Source organism: Aromatoleum anaerobium (genome assembly GCF_012910705.2).
GTDB classification, from domain to species: domain Bacteria; phylum Pseudomonadota; class Gammaproteobacteria; order Burkholderiales; family Rhodocyclaceae; genus Aromatoleum; species Aromatoleum anaerobium.
This window is the reverse complement of the sequence record NZ_WTVG02000038.1, coordinates 246,308-263,269: the sequence shown is the minus strand read 5'-3', so window position 1 is coordinate 263,269 and position 16,962 is coordinate 246,308. Positions and strand designations below refer to the sequence as shown.

11 protein-coding genes are annotated in these 16,962 nt (G+C 65.9%); 10 read left to right on the top strand and 1 reads right to left on the bottom strand.

The genetic code is table 11. The features are described from left to right. Positions 1 to 16: 16 nt before the first annotated feature. Entirely contained in the window at positions 17 to 2,386 is a 2,370-nt protein-coding gene (locus GO606_RS10150; RefSeq protein ID WP_169117362.1) for a penicillin-binding protein 1A, read from the bottom strand. A 181-nt stretch (positions 2,387 to 2,567) separates the two neighbouring features. Between GO606_RS10150 and GO606_RS10145 the strand changes: the two genes are divergently transcribed. From GO606_RS10145 to GO606_RS10100, 10 genes are all read left to right on the top strand, one after another. Further along, positions 2,568 to 3,644: a pilus assembly protein PilM gene (locus GO606_RS10145; RefSeq protein WP_169117363.1), complete on the top strand. Its 1,077-nt coding sequence runs from the start codon at positions 2,568 to 2,570 to the stop codon at positions 3,642 to 3,644. After that, positions 3,641 to 4,213 carry a PilN domain-containing protein gene (locus GO606_RS10140; protein ID WP_169117364.1) on the top strand — a complete coding sequence of 191 codons (573 nt, stop codon included), beginning with the start codon at positions 3,641 to 3,643 and terminating at the stop codon, positions 4,211 to 4,213. Before GO606_RS10145 ends, GO606_RS10140 begins: the two co-directional genes overlap by 4 nt. Continuing rightward, positions 4,210 to 4,881: a type IV pilus inner membrane component PilO gene (locus GO606_RS10135; RefSeq protein WP_169117365.1), complete on the top strand. Its 672-nt coding sequence runs from the start codon at positions 4,210 to 4,212 to the stop codon at positions 4,879 to 4,881. The genes GO606_RS10140 and GO606_RS10135 overlap by 4 nt, the downstream gene beginning before the upstream one ends. A 7-nt stretch (positions 4,882 to 4,888) precedes the next feature. After that, entirely contained in the window at positions 4,889 to 5,404 is a 516-nt protein-coding gene (locus GO606_RS10130; RefSeq protein WP_169117366.1) for a pilus assembly protein PilP, read from the top strand. Continuing rightward, a complete protein-coding gene (locus tag GO606_RS10125; protein ID WP_211166515.1) occupies positions 5,401 to 7,575 on the top strand; it encodes a type IV pilus secretin PilQ in 2,175 nt (724 codons plus the stop codon). The genes GO606_RS10130 and GO606_RS10125 overlap by 4 nt, the downstream gene beginning before the upstream one ends. 80 nt (positions 7,576 to 7,655) lie before the next feature. Beyond that, positions 7,656 to 8,162, top strand: coding sequence for a shikimate kinase (locus GO606_RS10120; RefSeq protein ID WP_343316251.1), 507 nt, complete (start codon positions 7,656 to 7,658; stop codon positions 8,160 to 8,162). Beyond that, positions 8,150 to 9,232, top strand: coding sequence for a 3-dehydroquinate synthase (aroB, locus tag GO606_RS10115; RefSeq protein ID WP_169117368.1), 1,083 nt, complete (start codon positions 8,150 to 8,152; stop codon positions 9,230 to 9,232). Before GO606_RS10120 ends, aroB begins: the two co-directional genes overlap by 13 nt. Then, positions 9,229 to 10,353: a deoxyguanosinetriphosphate triphosphohydrolase gene (locus tag GO606_RS10110; protein ID WP_169117369.1), complete on the top strand. Its 1,125-nt coding sequence runs from the start codon at positions 9,229 to 9,231 to the stop codon at positions 10,351 to 10,353. The genes aroB and GO606_RS10110 overlap by 4 nt, the downstream gene beginning before the upstream one ends. Positions 10,354 to 10,600: 247 nt before the next feature. After that, the gene (locus tag GO606_RS10105) at positions 10,601 to 15,286 is read left to right on the top strand and encodes a glutamate synthase-related protein (protein WP_169117370.1); all 4,686 of its coding nucleotides are present in this window, start codon (positions 10,601 to 10,603) and stop codon (positions 15,284 to 15,286) included. A 3-nt stretch (positions 15,287 to 15,289) separates the two neighbouring features. Then, positions 15,290 to 16,753, top strand: coding sequence for a glutamate synthase subunit beta (locus tag GO606_RS10100; RefSeq protein ID WP_169117371.1), 1,464 nt, complete (start codon positions 15,290 to 15,292; stop codon positions 16,751 to 16,753). Positions 16,754 to 16,962 lie beyond the last annotated feature (209 nt).

Below are 16,962 nucleotides of genomic sequence, written 5' to 3'. Positions count from 1 at the left end.
ACAAGGCCTGGGCCGATCAGCGCTTCACCGGCGTCGGCGTGCGTTCGACGACCGGCGCGGGGGCGGTGTAGGTAGCCTGGGCCGGCGGCGCCAGCGGCACGGCCTCGTCGGGCGCTTCGGCCGGCGGGAAGAGCCCGACGGGCAGCGTCGGAACCTCCAGCGGCTGCGACGGCAGGTTCTCGCGGTAGATGTACTCTTCGCGGCCGCTGCCGGCCAAGTGGATCGCGAGCAGTCCGTCGGGCTGCGCGAGGGCCTTTTCCGGGACTCCCTTGAGCGCCGTCCGCATGTAGTTCACCCATATCGGCAGGGCGGCGGAACCGCCGGTTTCGCCTCGGCCGAGATTGCGCGGCTGGTCGTAGCCCATCCAGCTTACGGCGACGAGGTCGGGGTTGTAGCCGGTGAACCACGCATCGACGTAATCGTTCGTGGTGCCGGTCTTGCCGGCGAGATCGCCGCGCTTGAGCGCCAGGGCGCGGGTGCCGGTGCCGCGCCGGATCACGTCCTGCAGCATCGAATTCATCAGCCACGCATTGCGCGGGTCGATGACGCGCGGGGCGCTTTCGCCGGCGACCGGAGGATCGACTTTCGCCACCACGCGGCCGTCGCCGTCGATGATCTCCTTCACGATGTACGGATCGATGCGGTAACCGCCATTGGCGAACACCGCATAGGCTCCCGCCATTTCCCAGGGCGTCACGCTGCCTGCGCCCAGGGCCATGGTGAGGTACGGCGGATGGTGTTCCGCGTCGAAGCCGAAGCGCGTGACGTAGTCCTGCGCATAGCGCGGCGTGATCGACTGCAGCAGGCGGATCGAGACCATGTTCTTCGAGCGCGCCAGGCCGTCGCGCAGCGTCATCGGTCCGTCATACTTGCCGTCGTAGTTCCGCGGTTCCCAGTCCTTGCTGCCGGTGACGCCGGCGGGGAAGAAGAGCGGCGCGTCGTCTTCGACGCTGCTCGGCGAAAAACCCCGCTCCAGCGCGGCCGAATAGATGAACGGCTTGAAGCTCGAGCCCGGCTGGCGCAATGCCTGCGTCACGTGATTGAACTTGCTGTGGCCGAAGTCGAAGCCGCCGATCAGCGCCCGAACCGCGCCGGTGTTCGCGTCGAGCGACACCAGCGCCGCCTGGACTTCGGGCACCTGCAGGATTTCCCAGCCTTTCTCGCCGTTGTCGCGGATGCGAACGACGGCGCCCGGGCGGATCCGCCTGCTCTGGGGCGCGCGCTGGTTGAGCATCGGCGCCGCGAAACTCAGTCCGCTGCCGCTGATCGTGATCGTTTCGCTGTGGTGATAGACGCGGACGCGCTTCGGCGAAGCCTCGAGAACCAGCGCCGGGAGCAGGTCGTCGTACTCCTCGAACTCCGACAGCAACTCGTCGAGGCGCTCCTCGTCGCCGGCTGCGACCCCGGTGAGATCGACGAAGCCTTCAGGGCCGCGGTAGCCGCGGCGGCGGTCGTAATCGAGCACGCCCTGGCGCACCGCGCGATGCGCCGCGACCTGGTCCTCGTGCATCACCGTCGTGATGATGCGGATGCCGGCGTGGTAGGCCTCATCGCCGAACTGCTCGACGGCGATCTGCCGGGCCATCTCCGCCACGTAATCGCCGCGCATCGGGTTCGTTGCGGAGCGCGCAGTCGTGATCTGCAGCGGAGTGTCGCGGGCTTTTTCGTAGGTTTCGTTGTCGATGTAGCCGGCTTCGACCATGCGGCGCAGCACATACTGCTGGCGCAGCGTCGCGCGGCGCAGGTTCGCGATCGGGTTGTACGCGGAAGGGGCCTTCGGCAGCCCGGCGAGCATCGCCGACTCGGGAAGCGTGAGCTCCTGCAGCGACTTGCCGAAGTACGTCCTGGACGCGGTCGAGAAGCCGTAGGCCCGCTGCCCGAGGTAGATCTGGTTGATGTACAACTCGAGAATCTGGTCCTTGGCCAGGCTGCGTTCGATCTTCAGCGCGAGCAGGATTTCGTACAGCTTGCGGTTGTAGGTCTTTTCGCGCGAAAGGAAGAAGTTGCGCGCGACCTGCATCGTGATCGTCGAAGCGCCCTGTCCGCGCCCGCCCGATACCACGTTCGCCAGCGCTGCCCGGCCGATGCCGATCACGTCAATCCCCGGATGCTCGTAGAAGCGCTCGTCCTCCGCCGCGAGGATCGCCTGCTTGAGTCGCATCGGGACGGCCTCGATCCGCACGACCGCGCGCCGTTCCTCGCCGAATTCGCCGAGGAGGTGGCCGTCCGCCGTGTATACTCTGAGCGGAATTTTGGGGCGGTAATCGGTCAGCGCCCGCAGCGACGGGAGGTTTGGCCAGACCAGTGCAGACATCGCTCCCAGGGTTGCAACGCCGAGGATGACCAAAACGATCAGCGCGGCAACGGGGTAGAAAACCCAACGCATCGAAAGTCCAGATTAGGGTGTGGGGAAACGATTATACGATCGCCCGCCTACGCGCCGGTTCCGGCTGCCCTTGCGCCACCTTCCGGGTTACACTTCTTTACACCTTTCACCCTTGTTGCTAGCATCCTGGAATCTGTTCGACGATCGTACGTAACGTGAAGAAATTCAAGGCTTTTTCCTTGTGATCGACCTATCCCTGTTTCGTCCTAAGGTACGCCAGTTGGCTGGGCTCGATATCTCATCTTCATCAGTGAAGATGGTCGAGCTGTCGGGGGGCGAGAAGGAAGGCTACCGGATCGAGCGCTACGCGATCGAATCGCTGCCCCGCGACGCGGTCGTCGACGGCAACATCAACAGCATCGATGGCGTCAGCGAGTCGATCCGCCGCGCGCTGCGCCGCATGGGCTCGGGCGTCAGGCTGGTCGCGGTCGCGCTGCCCGCGTCCGCGGTGATCACGAAGAAAATGATTCTGCCGGCCGGGCTGCGGGACCAGGAAATGGAGATCCATGTCGAGTCCGAGGCGAACCAGTACATCCCCTTCGCGCTCGACGAAGTCAATCTCGATTTCCAGACGGTCGGCCCCTCGCCGGCCAGTCCGGACGAAGTCGAGGTGTTGATCGCCGCGTCGCGCAAGGAAAAAGTCGAGGATCGCGTCGCGGTCGTCGAGGCGTCGGGCCTCAAGGCGGTGGTCGTGGACGTCGAATCCTTTGCCGCCGAAGCGGCTTTCGAGCTCGTCGCCCGGCAGTTGCCCGGAGGCGCGGCGAATCTGATCGTCGCAGTCGTCGACATCGGCGCCAACGTCATGAATGTCACGGTGCTGCGCAACGGCCAGCAGATCTATTTCCGCGAGCAGGCGTTCGGCGGCAATCAGCTCACGCAGGAGATTGCCAGGCAGTACGGCATGAGCCCGGATGACGCCGAAGCCGCGAAACGCGCCGGCGGGCTGCCGGAAGATTACGAGCGCGACCTGCTGCGCCCGTTCATGGACAGCCTCGCGCTCGAAGTCTCGCGCGCGCTGCAATTCTTCTTCACATCGACCCAGTACAATCAGGTCGACCAGATCGTGCTGGCGGGCGGCTGTGCCGTCATTCCGGGGCTGCCGGAGGTCGTGAGCGGCAGAACACAGGTCGATACCAGCGTCGCCAATCCCTTCGCCGCCATGTCGTTGTCGCCGCACGTGAGGCCCAGGAATCTGCTTGCCGATGCCCCGTCGCTGATGGTCGCATGCGGTCTGGCGCTTCGGAGATTCGATCCATGATTCGAATCAATCTGCTGCCGCACCGCGAGTTGAAGCGCCGCGAGCGGCGCCAGCAGTTCTACGTCTTCTCGGCCCTGATGGTGGCCGCCGGCCTGGCAATCGGTCTGCTGGTGCATGTCGTGATGGTCGACCGTGTCGAGCGCCAGGAACAAAGGAACGCCTTCTTCAGCGCGGAAATCAAGAAGCTCGATGCCGAAATCGCCGAGATCAAGCGCCTGCGCGAGCAGATCGACGCGCTCGTGGCGCGCAAGCAGGTAATCGAGTCGCTCCAGGGCACGCGCGCCCAGTCCGTGCACCTGCTGAACGAACTCGCCGTGCAAATGCCGGAGGGCGTGTATCTGAAGTCGATCAAGCAGAACGGGCCGAAGATCGCGCTGCTGGGGTATGCACAGTCGAACTCGCGTGTCTCGCACCTGATGCGCAATCTCGACGGGTCGCCGTTTCTCGAGCAGCCGGGGCTGGTCGAAGTGAAATCGGCCACGCTGAACAACCGTCGCGTCAGCGAGTTCGCGCTCAACATCGGCATCGAAAGCCCGTCGACCGAAGAAGACAAGGGGGCGAAGCGGTGAAACTCGACAGCCTGCGTCAGATCGACTTCGAACGCCTGGCCCAGGATTTCAAGGGGCTCGACCCGAACGATCCCGGCGCCTGGCCGCTCGCGCCGTGTGTCGCGGTCTTCGTCGCGCTGCTGGTCGCGACGGTCGCGGCGGCATGGTGGTTCGACTGGCGCGACCAGGCCGCGCTGCTCGAGACGCGTGAAGCCGAGGAGGCCGAGCTGCGGCAGAGCTGGATCTCGAAGAAGAAGCTGGCCGTCAATCTCGACGCCTACAAGCTTCAGCTCGAGGAAACCGATCGCCAGTTCGGCGCGCTCCTCAAGCAGCTGCCGAACCGCGCGGAAATGGACTCGCTGCTGTCCGACATCAACCAGGCAGGGCTCGGGCGCGGGCTGCAGTTCGAACTGTTCAAGCCCGGCGCCGAGGTGGTCAAGGACTTCTACGCCGAGATGCCGATCGAAGTCCGCATCGTCGGCGCCTATCACGACCTGGGCGCGTTCGCGGAGGACGTGGCGAGCATGCCCCGCATCGTGACGCTGAACAATATCGCCATCGAGGGGCAGAAGGACGGAACGCTCAAGCTCGACGCCAGGGCCACGACCTACCGCTACCTGGACGAGGAGGAACTCGCCCGGCAGCGGCAGCAGGCCAAGGCCGCCGAGAGCGCCAAGGGACGCAAGTGAGAAGCCTATGAAGCGCCTTCTGATTCTCGCCAGCGCGGCGGCACTCGCGGCCTGTTCGAGCGGCCAGGAAGACATCCGGAGCTGGATGACGGAGCAGGAAAAAGGGATGCGCGGCTCGGTCAAGCCGCTTCCCGAAGTCAGGCCCTTTTCCGTCGTCGAATATGCCGTAGCCGACAAGACGTCGCCGTTTGCCCCGGAACGGCTCGAGCCCGAAACGAAAAGCGGGCTGAGCGGCGGGCCGGACCTGAACCGGCGCCGTGAACCGCTGGAGGCGTTTCCGCTTGAATCGCTCGAACTCGTGGGCGTGATGAGGCAGGGCGAGAGGGTGCACGCGCTGGTCCGGGTCGACAAGAGCCTCTACCAGGTCAGGGTCGGCAACTACATGGGACAGAACTTCGGTGTGGTGAGCGGCATTTCCGATGCCGAACTCACCCTGAAAGAACTCGTTGAAGACTTGGATGGCGACTGGGTGGAACGCACCAGCAAGTTGCTGTTGCAGGAGCGCCCGGAGGCGAAACAATGAAAAGCAAGAGCATGATGGCGCTGTTTTACGCAGTGATGGCGCTGGTGGGGGTTGTCCCGATGGCGCTCGCCCAGGCGCCGGCAGCCGTGGCCGAGATGTCGAACCGGATCGAGGACATGGAGGTTTCCCAACAGGGCGGCAGCGTCTATGTCCGGCTCACGCTCAAGGAACCGCCGGCAAGCCCGCCGCCGAGTTTCAGCGTCGCCACCCCGCCGCGCATCGCATTCGACTTCCGCGGCACCGCGAACGGACTCGGACGCACGCAGCAGGACATCGGCCAGGGGGAACTGCGCAGCGCGAACATCGTCCAGGCGGGCGATCGCACGCGGCTCGTGCTCAACCTGACCCGTGCGACGCCGTACGAGGCGCGCGTCGAGGGGCGCAACGTCATCATCACGCTTTCGCCGATCGCGCCCGATGCGGTGGCCTCGACGCCGGTGTCGCAGGCGCTCGCGAACTTCGCGGCGCCGAAAGCGCAGGATGCCGCAGCTGAAACCAAGAGCATCAGGGATATCACTTTCCGCCGCGGCAAGGACGGCGAGGCACGCATCGTCGTGCAGCTGTCGAGTCCGGACACGGGCATCGACATCCGCCGGCAAGGCGAAAACCTCGTCGTCGAGTTCCTCAGGACGTCGCTGCCCGAACATCTGCGGCGGCGCTCGGACGTCATCGACTTCGCGACTCCGGTCACATCGATGACGGCCCAGCCGCAAGGCGACAACGTCAGGCTGCTGGTTGCGCCCACCGGGTCGTGGGAACACAACGCGTACCAGAGCGACACCCAGTTCGTCCTCGAAGTGCGGCGCGTCGTCGAAGACCCGAACAAGCTGGTCCAGGGCAGCCGTGGCCAGTACAGCGGCGAGAAGCTGTCGCTGAATTTCCAGAACATCGACGTCCGGTCGGTGCTGCAGGTCATCGCGGACTTCACGAACTTCAACATCATCACCAGCGACTCCGTCCAGGGCAACCTCACGCTGCGCCTGAAGGACGTGCCGTGGGACCAGGCGCTCGACATCATCCTGCAGGCGAAGGGCCTGGACATGCGCAAGACGGGCAACGTGATCTGGATCGCGCCCAGCGAAGAGCTCGCGATGCGCGAGAAGCTGCAGCTCGAGGCGCAGGCCCAGATCGGCGACCTCGAGCCGGTCCAGACCGAGAGCTTCCAGATCAATTACCACAAGGCGAAGGAGATCTTCGATTTCCTGAAGAGCAAGGACCAGACGATGCTGTCCAAGCGCGGCAGTGTCGTGATGGACGAGCGCAGCAACAAGCTGTTCGTCACCGACGTCGTGTCGCGCCTCGACGCCATCCGGCGGCTGGTCGGAGAAATCGACCTGCTGCCGCGCCAGGTCATGATCGAGGCGCGGATCGTCGAGGCGAACAAGGACTTCGCGCGCGACCTCGGCGTGCGCCTCGGGGTCGGCGGCGTCGGCGGCAGGACCGTCGGCTTCGACGCGAACGGCAGGCCGATCCGGCGGGCGACAGTCGGCGGTGGCCTCGAAGGCACGGCCGCGAACGCCGGGCAGGTCGTCGGCACCGGGACGTTCGAAGCGGCGAGTCCGGTGACGGCAGTGCCGGGCGGCCTGAACGTGAACCTCGCCGCGCCCGACGGATCGGGCGTCCTGTCGGCAGTGTTGTGGAACAACGCCGCGACCCGTTTCCTCAATCTCGAACTGTCGGCCCTCGAGTCGGACGGGCGCGGCAGGGTCATTTCGAGCCCGCGCGTGCTGACCGCGAACCAGGTCGAAGCGGCGATCGAGCAGGGCACTGAAATTCCGTATCAGGAGGCCACCAGTTCGGGGGCCACCAGCGTCAAGTTCAAGAAGGCGGTGCTTTCCCTGAAGGTCAAACCCCAGATCACGCCGGACGGGCGGGTTCAGCTTTTCGTTCTGGTCCACAAGGACCGGCCGGTTTTCGATTCGCGCTTTCCCGTCCCCTCGGTCGACACGAAGAACATTCAAACCGAAGTGCTCGTCGAGAATGGCGGAACTGTCGTCATCGGCGGCATCTATGAGGAAGAGGAAGGCGATTCGGTGGCGCGCATCCCGCTGCTCGGCGAAGTCCCGGTCGTCGGTGCGCTGTTCCGCAACACGAAGAAGATCTCGAATCGCTCCGAGTTGCTGATCTTCATCACGCCGCGGATAGTTGCGGACTCACTGACGCTGCGTTAGGCTCGCGTGCTCGTCACTGGGCGCGGGCCCGATCCCGCAACGTACCGGATGCTGGTTTGGTGTTAGTCGTTCTCGTGGGCATGATGGGTGCCGGAAAGACCACCGTGGGACGCGAGTATGCGAGGCGGCATCAGATGCGCTTTGTGGACTGCGACCACGAAATCGAGGCTCGCACCGGCGTGAAGGTCCCGACCATCTTCGAAATCGAGGGAGAAGCGGGTTTCCGGCGCCGCGAGAGCCAGCTCCTCGACGAGCTCACCCATGAGACGGGGCTGGTCCTGGCGACCGGCGGCGGAGTCGTGCTCGACCCTGCGAACCGTGCCGTCCTGACGGCGCGCGGCATCGTCGTATACCTGAACGTGCCGACGCAGGTGCTGTGGGAACGCACGCGCAACGACCGCAACCGGCCGCTGCTGCAGGTGTCGAACCCGCGCGAGCGCATCGAGAGCCTGTTTCGCGAACGGGATCCGCTGTATCGTGCGGTCGCCGACATCATCGTCGACGGCGGTCGCGGCAATCCCGGCGGTATGGTCAGGCAGATCGAGAAGGCAATCCAGAATTTCCACAAGAAAACATGCGAACACTGAACGTCGCCCTCGGTGAGCGTGCCTACCCGATCCATATCGGACGGGGTGTGCTCGACGACGCCGGCCTGATCCGCCCCTTCCTCAGGACTGCGCGGGTCGCGATCGTCACGAACGACGTCGTCGGCCCCCTTTACCTCGCGCGGTTGCAGCGCGCGCTCGAGGCGGACGGCGTCAGGGTCGACACCGTCATCCTTCCCGATGGCGAGTCGCACAAGAACTGGCAGACGCTCAATCTCGTCTTCGACATGCTGCTGGCGACGCGCTGCGAGCGCTCGACGACCCTGATCGCGCTGGGCGGGGGCGTGGTCGGCGACATGGCCGGATTCGCCGCCGCGACCTATCAGCGCGGCATGCCGTTCATCCAGGTGCCGACGACGCTGCTGTCGCAGGTCGATTCGTCGGTCGGCGGCAAGACCGCGATCAACCACCCGCTCGGCAAGAACATGATCGGGGCTTTCTACCAGCCCCGCGTCGTGCTCGCCGACACCGCGACGCTCGACACGCTGCCGGACCGCGAGCTGAAGGCCGGCCTCGCCGAAGTGATCAAGTACGGGCTGATCCGCGACCCGTCGCTGTTCGACTGGCTCGAAGCGCACATCGAGCGCGTGCTCGCGCGCGAACCCGAAGCGCTCGCGTTCGCGATCGAGCGTTCGTGCGCGAACAAGGCCGAAGTCGTCGCGGCGGACGAAACCGAACAGGGCGAGCGCGCGCTGCTCAATCTCGGTCACACGTTCGGCCATGCGATCGAGACCGGCATGGGGTACGGCAACTGGCTGCACGGTGAAGCCGTCGCCGCCGGCACGATGATGGCCGCGGAGCTGTCGCGCAGGCTGGGCTGGCTGACGGCTGCCGAGGTCGTGCGTATCGAAGCGCTGCACGTGCGCGCCGGGCTGCCGGTGGCTGGGCCGCGGCTGCCGGTCGCAACCTACCTCGAGCTGATGGCGAACGACAAGAAAGTCGAGGAGGGGCGCCTGCGCCTGATCCTGTTGCGCTCGATCGGCAAGGCCGTGATCCATGCAGGCGCGGCGCCGGACGTGATCGGCGCGTCGATCGAGGCGCGCTGCGCGTGATCGCCCTCGCGCCCTACGCCGTCAGCGAGGGCAATTCGCGCGGGCGCGCCCACGCCGAGCCGTCGCCGGGCATACGCAGCGAGTTCCAGCGCGACCGCGACCGGATCGTCCATTGCACGGCTTTTCGCCGGCTGGAATACAAGACGCAGGTGTTCGTCAATCACGAGGGCGACCTGTTCCGCACGCGGCTCACGCACAGCATCGAAGTCGCGCAGATCACGCGCAGCATCGCGCGCGTGCTGGCGCTCAACGAGGACCTCGCCGAAGCCATCGCCCTCGCGCACGACCTCGGACATACCCCGTTCGGCCATGCCGGCCAGGACGCGCTCAACGCGTGCATGAAGGCACACGGCGGGTTTGAACACAATCTCCAGTCGCTGCGCACCGTCGATCTGCTCGAGGAACACTACGCGGCGTTCGACGGGCTCAACCTCACCTACGAAACGCGCGAAGGCATCCTCAAGCACTGTTCACAGGCCAACGCCGCGCAGCTCGGCGAGCTCGGGCGGCGCTTCATCGAAGGCACCCAGCCCTCGCTCGAAGCGCAGCTGGCGAACCTCGCCGACGAGATCGCGTACAACAACCACGACGTCGATGACGGCCTGCGTTCGGGCCTGATCTCGCTCGCCGACCTCGACTCGGTCGGGATCTTCGCGACCCGCAGGCGGGAAGTCGAAGCGCAGTGGCCGGGGCTCGCCGGGCGCAAGCTGATCCACGAGACCATCCGCCGCATGATCAACGCGATGGCGCTCGACCTGATCGACAAGACCCGCTCGAACATCGCCGCCGCCGGCATCGTCACCCTTGCCGACGTGCACCGGGCGCCGCGCCTCGTCGCGTACTCCGACGCGCTGTTGCCGCAGCTTCGGGAACTGAAGGCCTTTCTCCGCGACAAGCTCTATCTGCACTACCAGGTGCTGCGGATGACCGACAAGGCGCGGCGCATCGTGCGCGACCTGTTCGACGCATTCATGAGCGACGTCCGGCTGCTGCCACCGCAGTACCAGCTCCGCGCCCGGGCCGACCAGCCGCGCGCGATCGCCGACTACATCGCCGGCATGACGGACCGCTACGCGATCAAGGAGCATCGCCGGCTCTTCGCTGTAGGCGAAATTCATTGAATCATCATAGTCTTACCGCAGCGCAAAAAACTCTTGAATCACGAGTTTCACGCAGGTATATTCTTCAGTCCGCCTGAATGGTACGTAGCGGCCGTGTGCGTGCGCACTGGCTGAACAGAGCCGGTGTGCGCGTGCACCCGGCTTTTTTTGACGTCTGCACAGTTTTGGTGCGTTTTTTGCGTGCGGCACCCGTCGCCGATGAACGCCGGTTTTGTCCGGCAAACGTGTCGTGTCGAGGAACAACGAGATGGATCTCCCCCAAAAGCAGGGTCTGTACGACCCGGCCAATGAACATGACGCCTGCGGCGTGGGTTTCATTGCCCACATCAAGGGCAACAAGAGCCATGAAATCATCACCCAGGGGCTCGAGATCCTCAAGAATCTCGATCACCGGGGCGCGGTAGGCGCCGACGAGCTGCAGGGCGACGGCGCGGGCATCCTCATCCAGATCCCCGATGCGCTGTACCGCGAGGACATGGCGCAGCAGGGCGTGACGCTGCCGCCCGCCGGCGAGTACGGCATCGGCATGGTGTTCCTGCCGAAAGAACAGGCTTCGCGCCTCGCGTGCGAGGAAGAGATCCGCCGCGCGGTACGCGCCGAAGGCCAGGTCGTCCTCGGCTGGCGCGACGTGCCGGTCAATCGCGATATGCCGATGTCGCCGACCGTGAAGGCCAAGGAGCCGGTGATGCGGCAGGTCTTCATCGGCCGAGGTCCGGACATCACCGTCACCGACGCCCTCGAACGCAAGCTCTACGTCATCCGCCGCCGCGCCGCGAACGCGGTCAATGCGCTGCACCTCAAGCACGGCAAGGAGTTCTACGTCGTCTCGATGTCGGCGCGGACGATCAACTACAAGGGGCTGCTGCTCGCGACCCAGGTCGGCGAATACTACGACGACCTGGCCGATCCGCGCGCCGTCTCCGCGCTGGCGCTGGTGCACCAGCGCTTCTCGACGAACACGTTCCCGAAGTGGAACCTCGCACACCCGTTCCGCTACATCGCGCACAACGGCGAAATCAACACCCTGCGCGGCAACTACAACTGGATGCGCGCGCGCGAGAAAGGCGTGTCCTCGCCGCTGCTCGGCGCCGATCTCGAGAAGATCTGGCCGCTGATCTACCCCGGCCAGTCCGACTCGGCGTCGTTCGACAACGCGCTCGAACTGCTCGTGATGGGCGGCTACTCGCTCGCCCACGCGATGATGATGATGATCCCGGAAGCGTGGGAGTCGCATACGCTGATGGACGAGCGGCGTCGCGCGTTCTATGAATACCACGCGGCGATGATGGAGCCGTGGGACGGCCCCGCCGCGGTCGCCTTCACCGACGGCCGCCAGATCGGCGCCACGCTCGACCGCAACGGCCTGCGTCCGGCGCGCTACCTCGTCACCGACGACGATTTCGTCGTCATGGCGTCCGAATCCGGCGTGCTGCCGATCCCGGACAGCAAGATCGTCAAGAAATGGCGCCTGCAGCCGGGCAAGATGTTCATGATCGACCTGGAGCAGGGCCGCATCATCGACGACCGCGAGCTCAAGGAGTCGCTGGCGACGGCGAAGCCCTACCGCGAGTGGATCCAGCGCATCAACATCAAGTTCGACGACTTGCAGGCGCCCGCCGACGCCGGCGCGCCGCAGTGCCCCGCATCGGTGCTCGACCGCCAGCAGGCGTTCGGCTACACGCAGGAGGACATCAAGTTCATCCTCGAGCCGATGGGCAAGACCGGCGAAGAGGCGACGGGCTCGATGGGCAACGATTCGCCGCTCGCGGTGCTGTCGGCGAAGGAAAAGACGCTCTACAGCTACTTCCGCCAGCTCTTCGCGCAGGTCACGAACCCGCCGATCGATCCGATCCGCGAGCAGCTCGTGATGTCGCTCGTGTCCTTCATCGGGCCGCGGCCGAATCTGCTCGAGATCAACGAGATCAACCCGCCGTACCGCCTCGAAGTCACGCAGCCGGTGCTCGACTTCGCCGACATGGCGAAGATCCGCAACATCGCCGCGTACGCCGACAGCCGCTTCCGCTCGACCGAGCTCGACGTGTGCTACCCGGTCGCGTGGGGCAAGGACGGCGTCGAGGCGCGGCTCGCCACGCTGTGCGCCGAAGCTGAAGACGCGGTGCTGCAAGGCTTCAACATCCTGATCGTGTCCGACCGCAAGATCGACGCGCAGACCGCGGCGATCCCGGCGCTGCTCGCGACGTCCGCGATCCACCAGCATCTGGTGACGAAAGGCCTGCGCACGCGTGCCGGCCTCGTCGTCGAGACCGGCACAGCGCGCGAAGTCCATCACTTCGCGGTGCTCGCCGGTTACGGTGCCGAGGCGGTGCATCCGTACCTCGCGTTGGAGACGCTGCAGCAGCTCGCCGCTCAGCAGCCGAACCCGGCCGAGGCGGGCGAAAAGGCGATCAAGCATTTCGTCAAGGCGATCGGCAAGGGCCTGATGAAAGTGATGTCGAAGATGGGCATCTCGACCTACATGTCCTACACCGGCGCGCAGATCTTCGAGGCGGTCGGCCTGCAGCAGGCGCTGTGCGACAAGTACTTCACCGGCACGAAGAGCCAGGTCGAAGGCATCGGCGTGTTCGAGGTCATGGAAGAGGCGCTGCGCCTGCACAAGCGGGCTTTCGGCGATGACCCGGTGCTCGTTGGCATGCTCGACGCCGGCGGCGATTACGCCTACCGCGTGCGCGGCGACGACCATATGTGGACGCCCGACGCGATCGCGAAGCTGCAGCATGCGACGCGTTCCGGCAAGACCGACACCTACAAGGAATACGCAAAGCTGATCAACGACCAGACCCGGCGCCACATGACGCTGCGCGGCCTGTTCGAGATCAAGCCCGCGGCGGCCCCGGTCCCGCTCGACGAGGTCGAGCCGGCGAAGGAGATCGTCAAGCGCTTCGCCACCGGCGCGATGTCGCTCGGTTCGATCTCGACCGAGGCGCACACGACGCTGGCGGTGGCAATGAACCGCATCGGCGGCAAGTCGAACACCGGCGAAGGCGGCGAGGACCCGATGCGCTTCAAGCCGGTCGCGCAGGCGATGCGCATGTCGCAGCTCATCGGCGAAAGCCGCGTCGCGCGCGACCTCGACCTGCACGCCGGGGACAGCCTGCGCTCGGCGATCAAGCAGGTCGCCTCCGGGCGTTTCGGCGTCACCGCGGAATACCTCGTCAACGCCGACCAGATCCAGATCAAGATGGCGCAGGGCGCCAAGCCCGGCGAGGGCGGCCAGCTGCCCGGCCACAAGGTCAGCGAGTACATCGGCTTCCTGCGCCATTCGGTGCCGGGGGTCGGGCTGATCTCGCCGCCGCCGCACCATGACATCTACTCGATCGAGGACCTGGCGCAGCTGATCCACGACCTGAAGAACGCCAATCCGGCCGCGTCGATCTCGGTCAAGCTGGTGTCCGAAATCGGCGTCGGCACCGTCGCCGCCGGTGTCGCGAAAGCGAAAGCCGACCACGTCGTGATCGCCGGCCACGACGGCGGCACGGGCGCCTCTCCGTGGAGTTCGATCAAGCACGCCGGCTCGCCGTGGGAACTCGGCCTTGCCGAGACGCAGCAGACGCTGGTGCTCAACCGCCTGCGCGGGCGCATCCGCGTGCAGGTCGACGGCCAGATGAAGACCGGGCGCGACGTCGTCGTAGGCGCCTTGCTCGGCGCCGACGAGTTCGGCTTCGCGACCGCGCCGCTGGTCGTCGAAGGCTGCATCATGATGCGCAAGTGTCACCTGAACACCTGTCCGGTCGGCGTCGCGACGCAGGATCCGGAACTGCGGAAGCGCTTCACCGGCCAGCCCGAACACGTCGTCAATTACTTCTTCTTCGTCGCCGAGGAAGTGCGCGAGCTGATGGCCGAACTCGGGATCCGCAGGTTCGACGAGCTGATCGGCCGCGTCGACCTGCTCGACATGAAGAAAGGCATCGAGCACTGGAAGGCGCGCGGCCTCGACTACAGCCGCATCTTCCATCGCCCGGACGTGCCGGCGAGCGTGTCGCGCCGCCAAGTCGAGACGCAGGACCACGGTCTCGAAAAGGCGCTCGACAACCACCTCGTCGAGCTTGCCCGGCCGGCGCTGGAGCGCGGCGAGAAGGTGCGCATCGAGCTGCCGGTGCGCAACATCAACCGCACCGTCGGCGCGATGCTGTCGGGCCGCGTCGCGGCGAAGTACGGCCACGCCGGCCTGCCGGACGACACCGTGCATGTCACGCTGACCGGCACGGCGGGCCAGAGCTTCGCCGCTTTCCTTGCGCGCGGCGTGACGCTCGAACTCGTCGGCGAAGGCAACGACTACGTCGGCAAGGGGCTGTCGGGCGGGCGCGTCATCGTGCGTCCGCAGGCGTCGTTCCGCGGCGCCTCGACCGAGAACATCATCATCGGCAACACCGTGCTGTACGGCGCGATCGAAGGCGAGGCGTATTTCTCCGGCGTCGGCGGCGAACGTTTCGCGGTGCGCAACTCGGGCGCGACCGCGGTCGTCGAGGGCGTCGGCGACCACGGCTGCGAATACATGACCGGCGGCACGGTCGTCGTGCTCGGGCCCACCGGGCGCAACTTCGCTGCCGGCATGTCGGGCGGCGTCGCGTATGTGCTCGACGAGGACGGGACCTTCGAGCAGCGCTGCAACATGGCGCAGGTCGCGCTGGAGCCGCTGCCGGAGGATTTCGAAGCGCGCAAGGGCTCGGAGTCCGGTGACGACCTCGAAACGCACGGCCGCGTCGACATCGACCATCTCGAGATGGGCGACGAACTGATCCTGAAGGGCCTGATCGAGCGTCATGTGCGCTACACCGGCAGCGCGCATGCGCGCGAGATCATCGAAAACTGGACCGCCTGGCGCTGCAAGTTCGTCAAGGTGATGCCGCATGAATATCGTCGGGCGCTGGCCGAGATGGCCGCGCAGAAGCAGAAGCAACTGGAGGCCGCATAAAAAATGGGGAAGCCCACCGGATTTCTGGAGTACCAGCGTCTTTCCGAGGCCTACGAGCCGGTTGCGGAGCGGGTGAAGAAGTACAAAGAGTTCGTCATGCGCCTGAGCGACGAACAGGCGGCGGTGCAGGGCGCACGCTGCATGGATTGCGGCATCCCGTTCTGCAACACCGGCTGTCCGGTGAACAACATCATTCCGGACTGGAATGATCTCGTTTATCGCAACCAGTGGCGTCAGGCGATCGAAGTGCTGCACTCGACGAACAACTTCCCGGAATTCACCGGGCGCATCTGCCCGGCGCCGTGCGAAGCCGCCTGCACGCTGAACATCAACGCCGACCCGGTCGGTATCAAGTCGATCGAGCACGCGATCATCGACAAGGCGTGGGAAGAGGGCTGGGTGCAGCCGCGTCCGCCGAAGTCGAAGACCGGCAAGAAGATCGCGGTCGTCGGCTCCGGCCCGGCCGGCCTCGCCGCTGCGCAGCAGCTCGCGCGCGTCGGGCATGATGTCATGGTGTTCGAGAAGAACGACCGCATCGGCGGCCTGCTGCGCTACGGCATTCCCGACTTCAAGATGGAGAAGTCGCTGATCGACCGGCGCGTCGAGCAGATGCAGGCCGAGGGCGTGGCTTTCCGTACCGGCGTCGTCATCGGCTCGGCGGACCTGCCCGCCGGCATCGCCAGTGACGCGAAGGAAGTCGTCAGTGCCGAGGCGATGAAAAAGGAATTCGACGCGGTGATTCTCGCCGCCGGATCCGAAGTGCCGCGCGACCTGCCGGTCCCCGGGCGCGAACTCGACGGCGTGCATTTCGCGCTGGAATTCCTGATCCCGCAGAACAAGGCGGTCGCCGGCGGCGCGCCGAACCCGATCTCGGCAACCGGCAAGCACGTCGTCGTCATCGGTGGCGGCGATACCGGCTCCGACTGCGTCGGCACGTCGAACCGCCACGGGGCGGCGAGCGTGACGCAGTTCGAATTGATGCCGATGCCGCCGGAGCAGGAAAACAAGGCGCTGACGTGGCCGTACTGGCCGATCAAGTTCCGCACCTCGTCGTCGCACGAGGAAGGCTGCGAGCGCGACTTCGCGGTCGCGACGAAAGCTTTCTTCGGCAAGAATGGCAAGGTCGAAGGCCTCAAGGCGGTCCGCCTCGAATGGAAGGACGGCCGGATGGTGGAAGTGCCGGGCTCGGAATTCGACGTCAGGGCGGACCTGGTGTTCTTCGCGATGGGTTTCACGAACCCGGTGGGCAGCCTGCTCGAAGCGTTCGGCGTCGACCGGGACGGCCGCGGCAACGCGAAGGCGACGACCGACGGCGAAGGCTGCTATGCGACGACGTCGCCGAAAGTGTTCGCCGCGGGCGATGTGCGCCGCGGGCAGTCGCTGGTGGTGTGGGCGATCCGCGAGGGTCGTCAATGCGCCCGCGAAGTCGACCAGTTCCTCATGGGGCAGAGCGTCCTTCCACGCTGAACGACGCGGACCGCCCACGGGCGGGGAGTGGACGAATGCGGGCCGACCGGCCCGCAGGGCGCGAGGGCCGTCAATGCGCGCGCGAAGTCGACCAGTTCCTGATGGGCGAGAGCGTGCTGCCGCGCTGAGGCGAGCGGCGCACGTGCGGTGATGAAAGGGGCGATCTGCGGGTCGCCCCTGTCGTTTGTGTAGCTGGCGGCCGGCGGCGC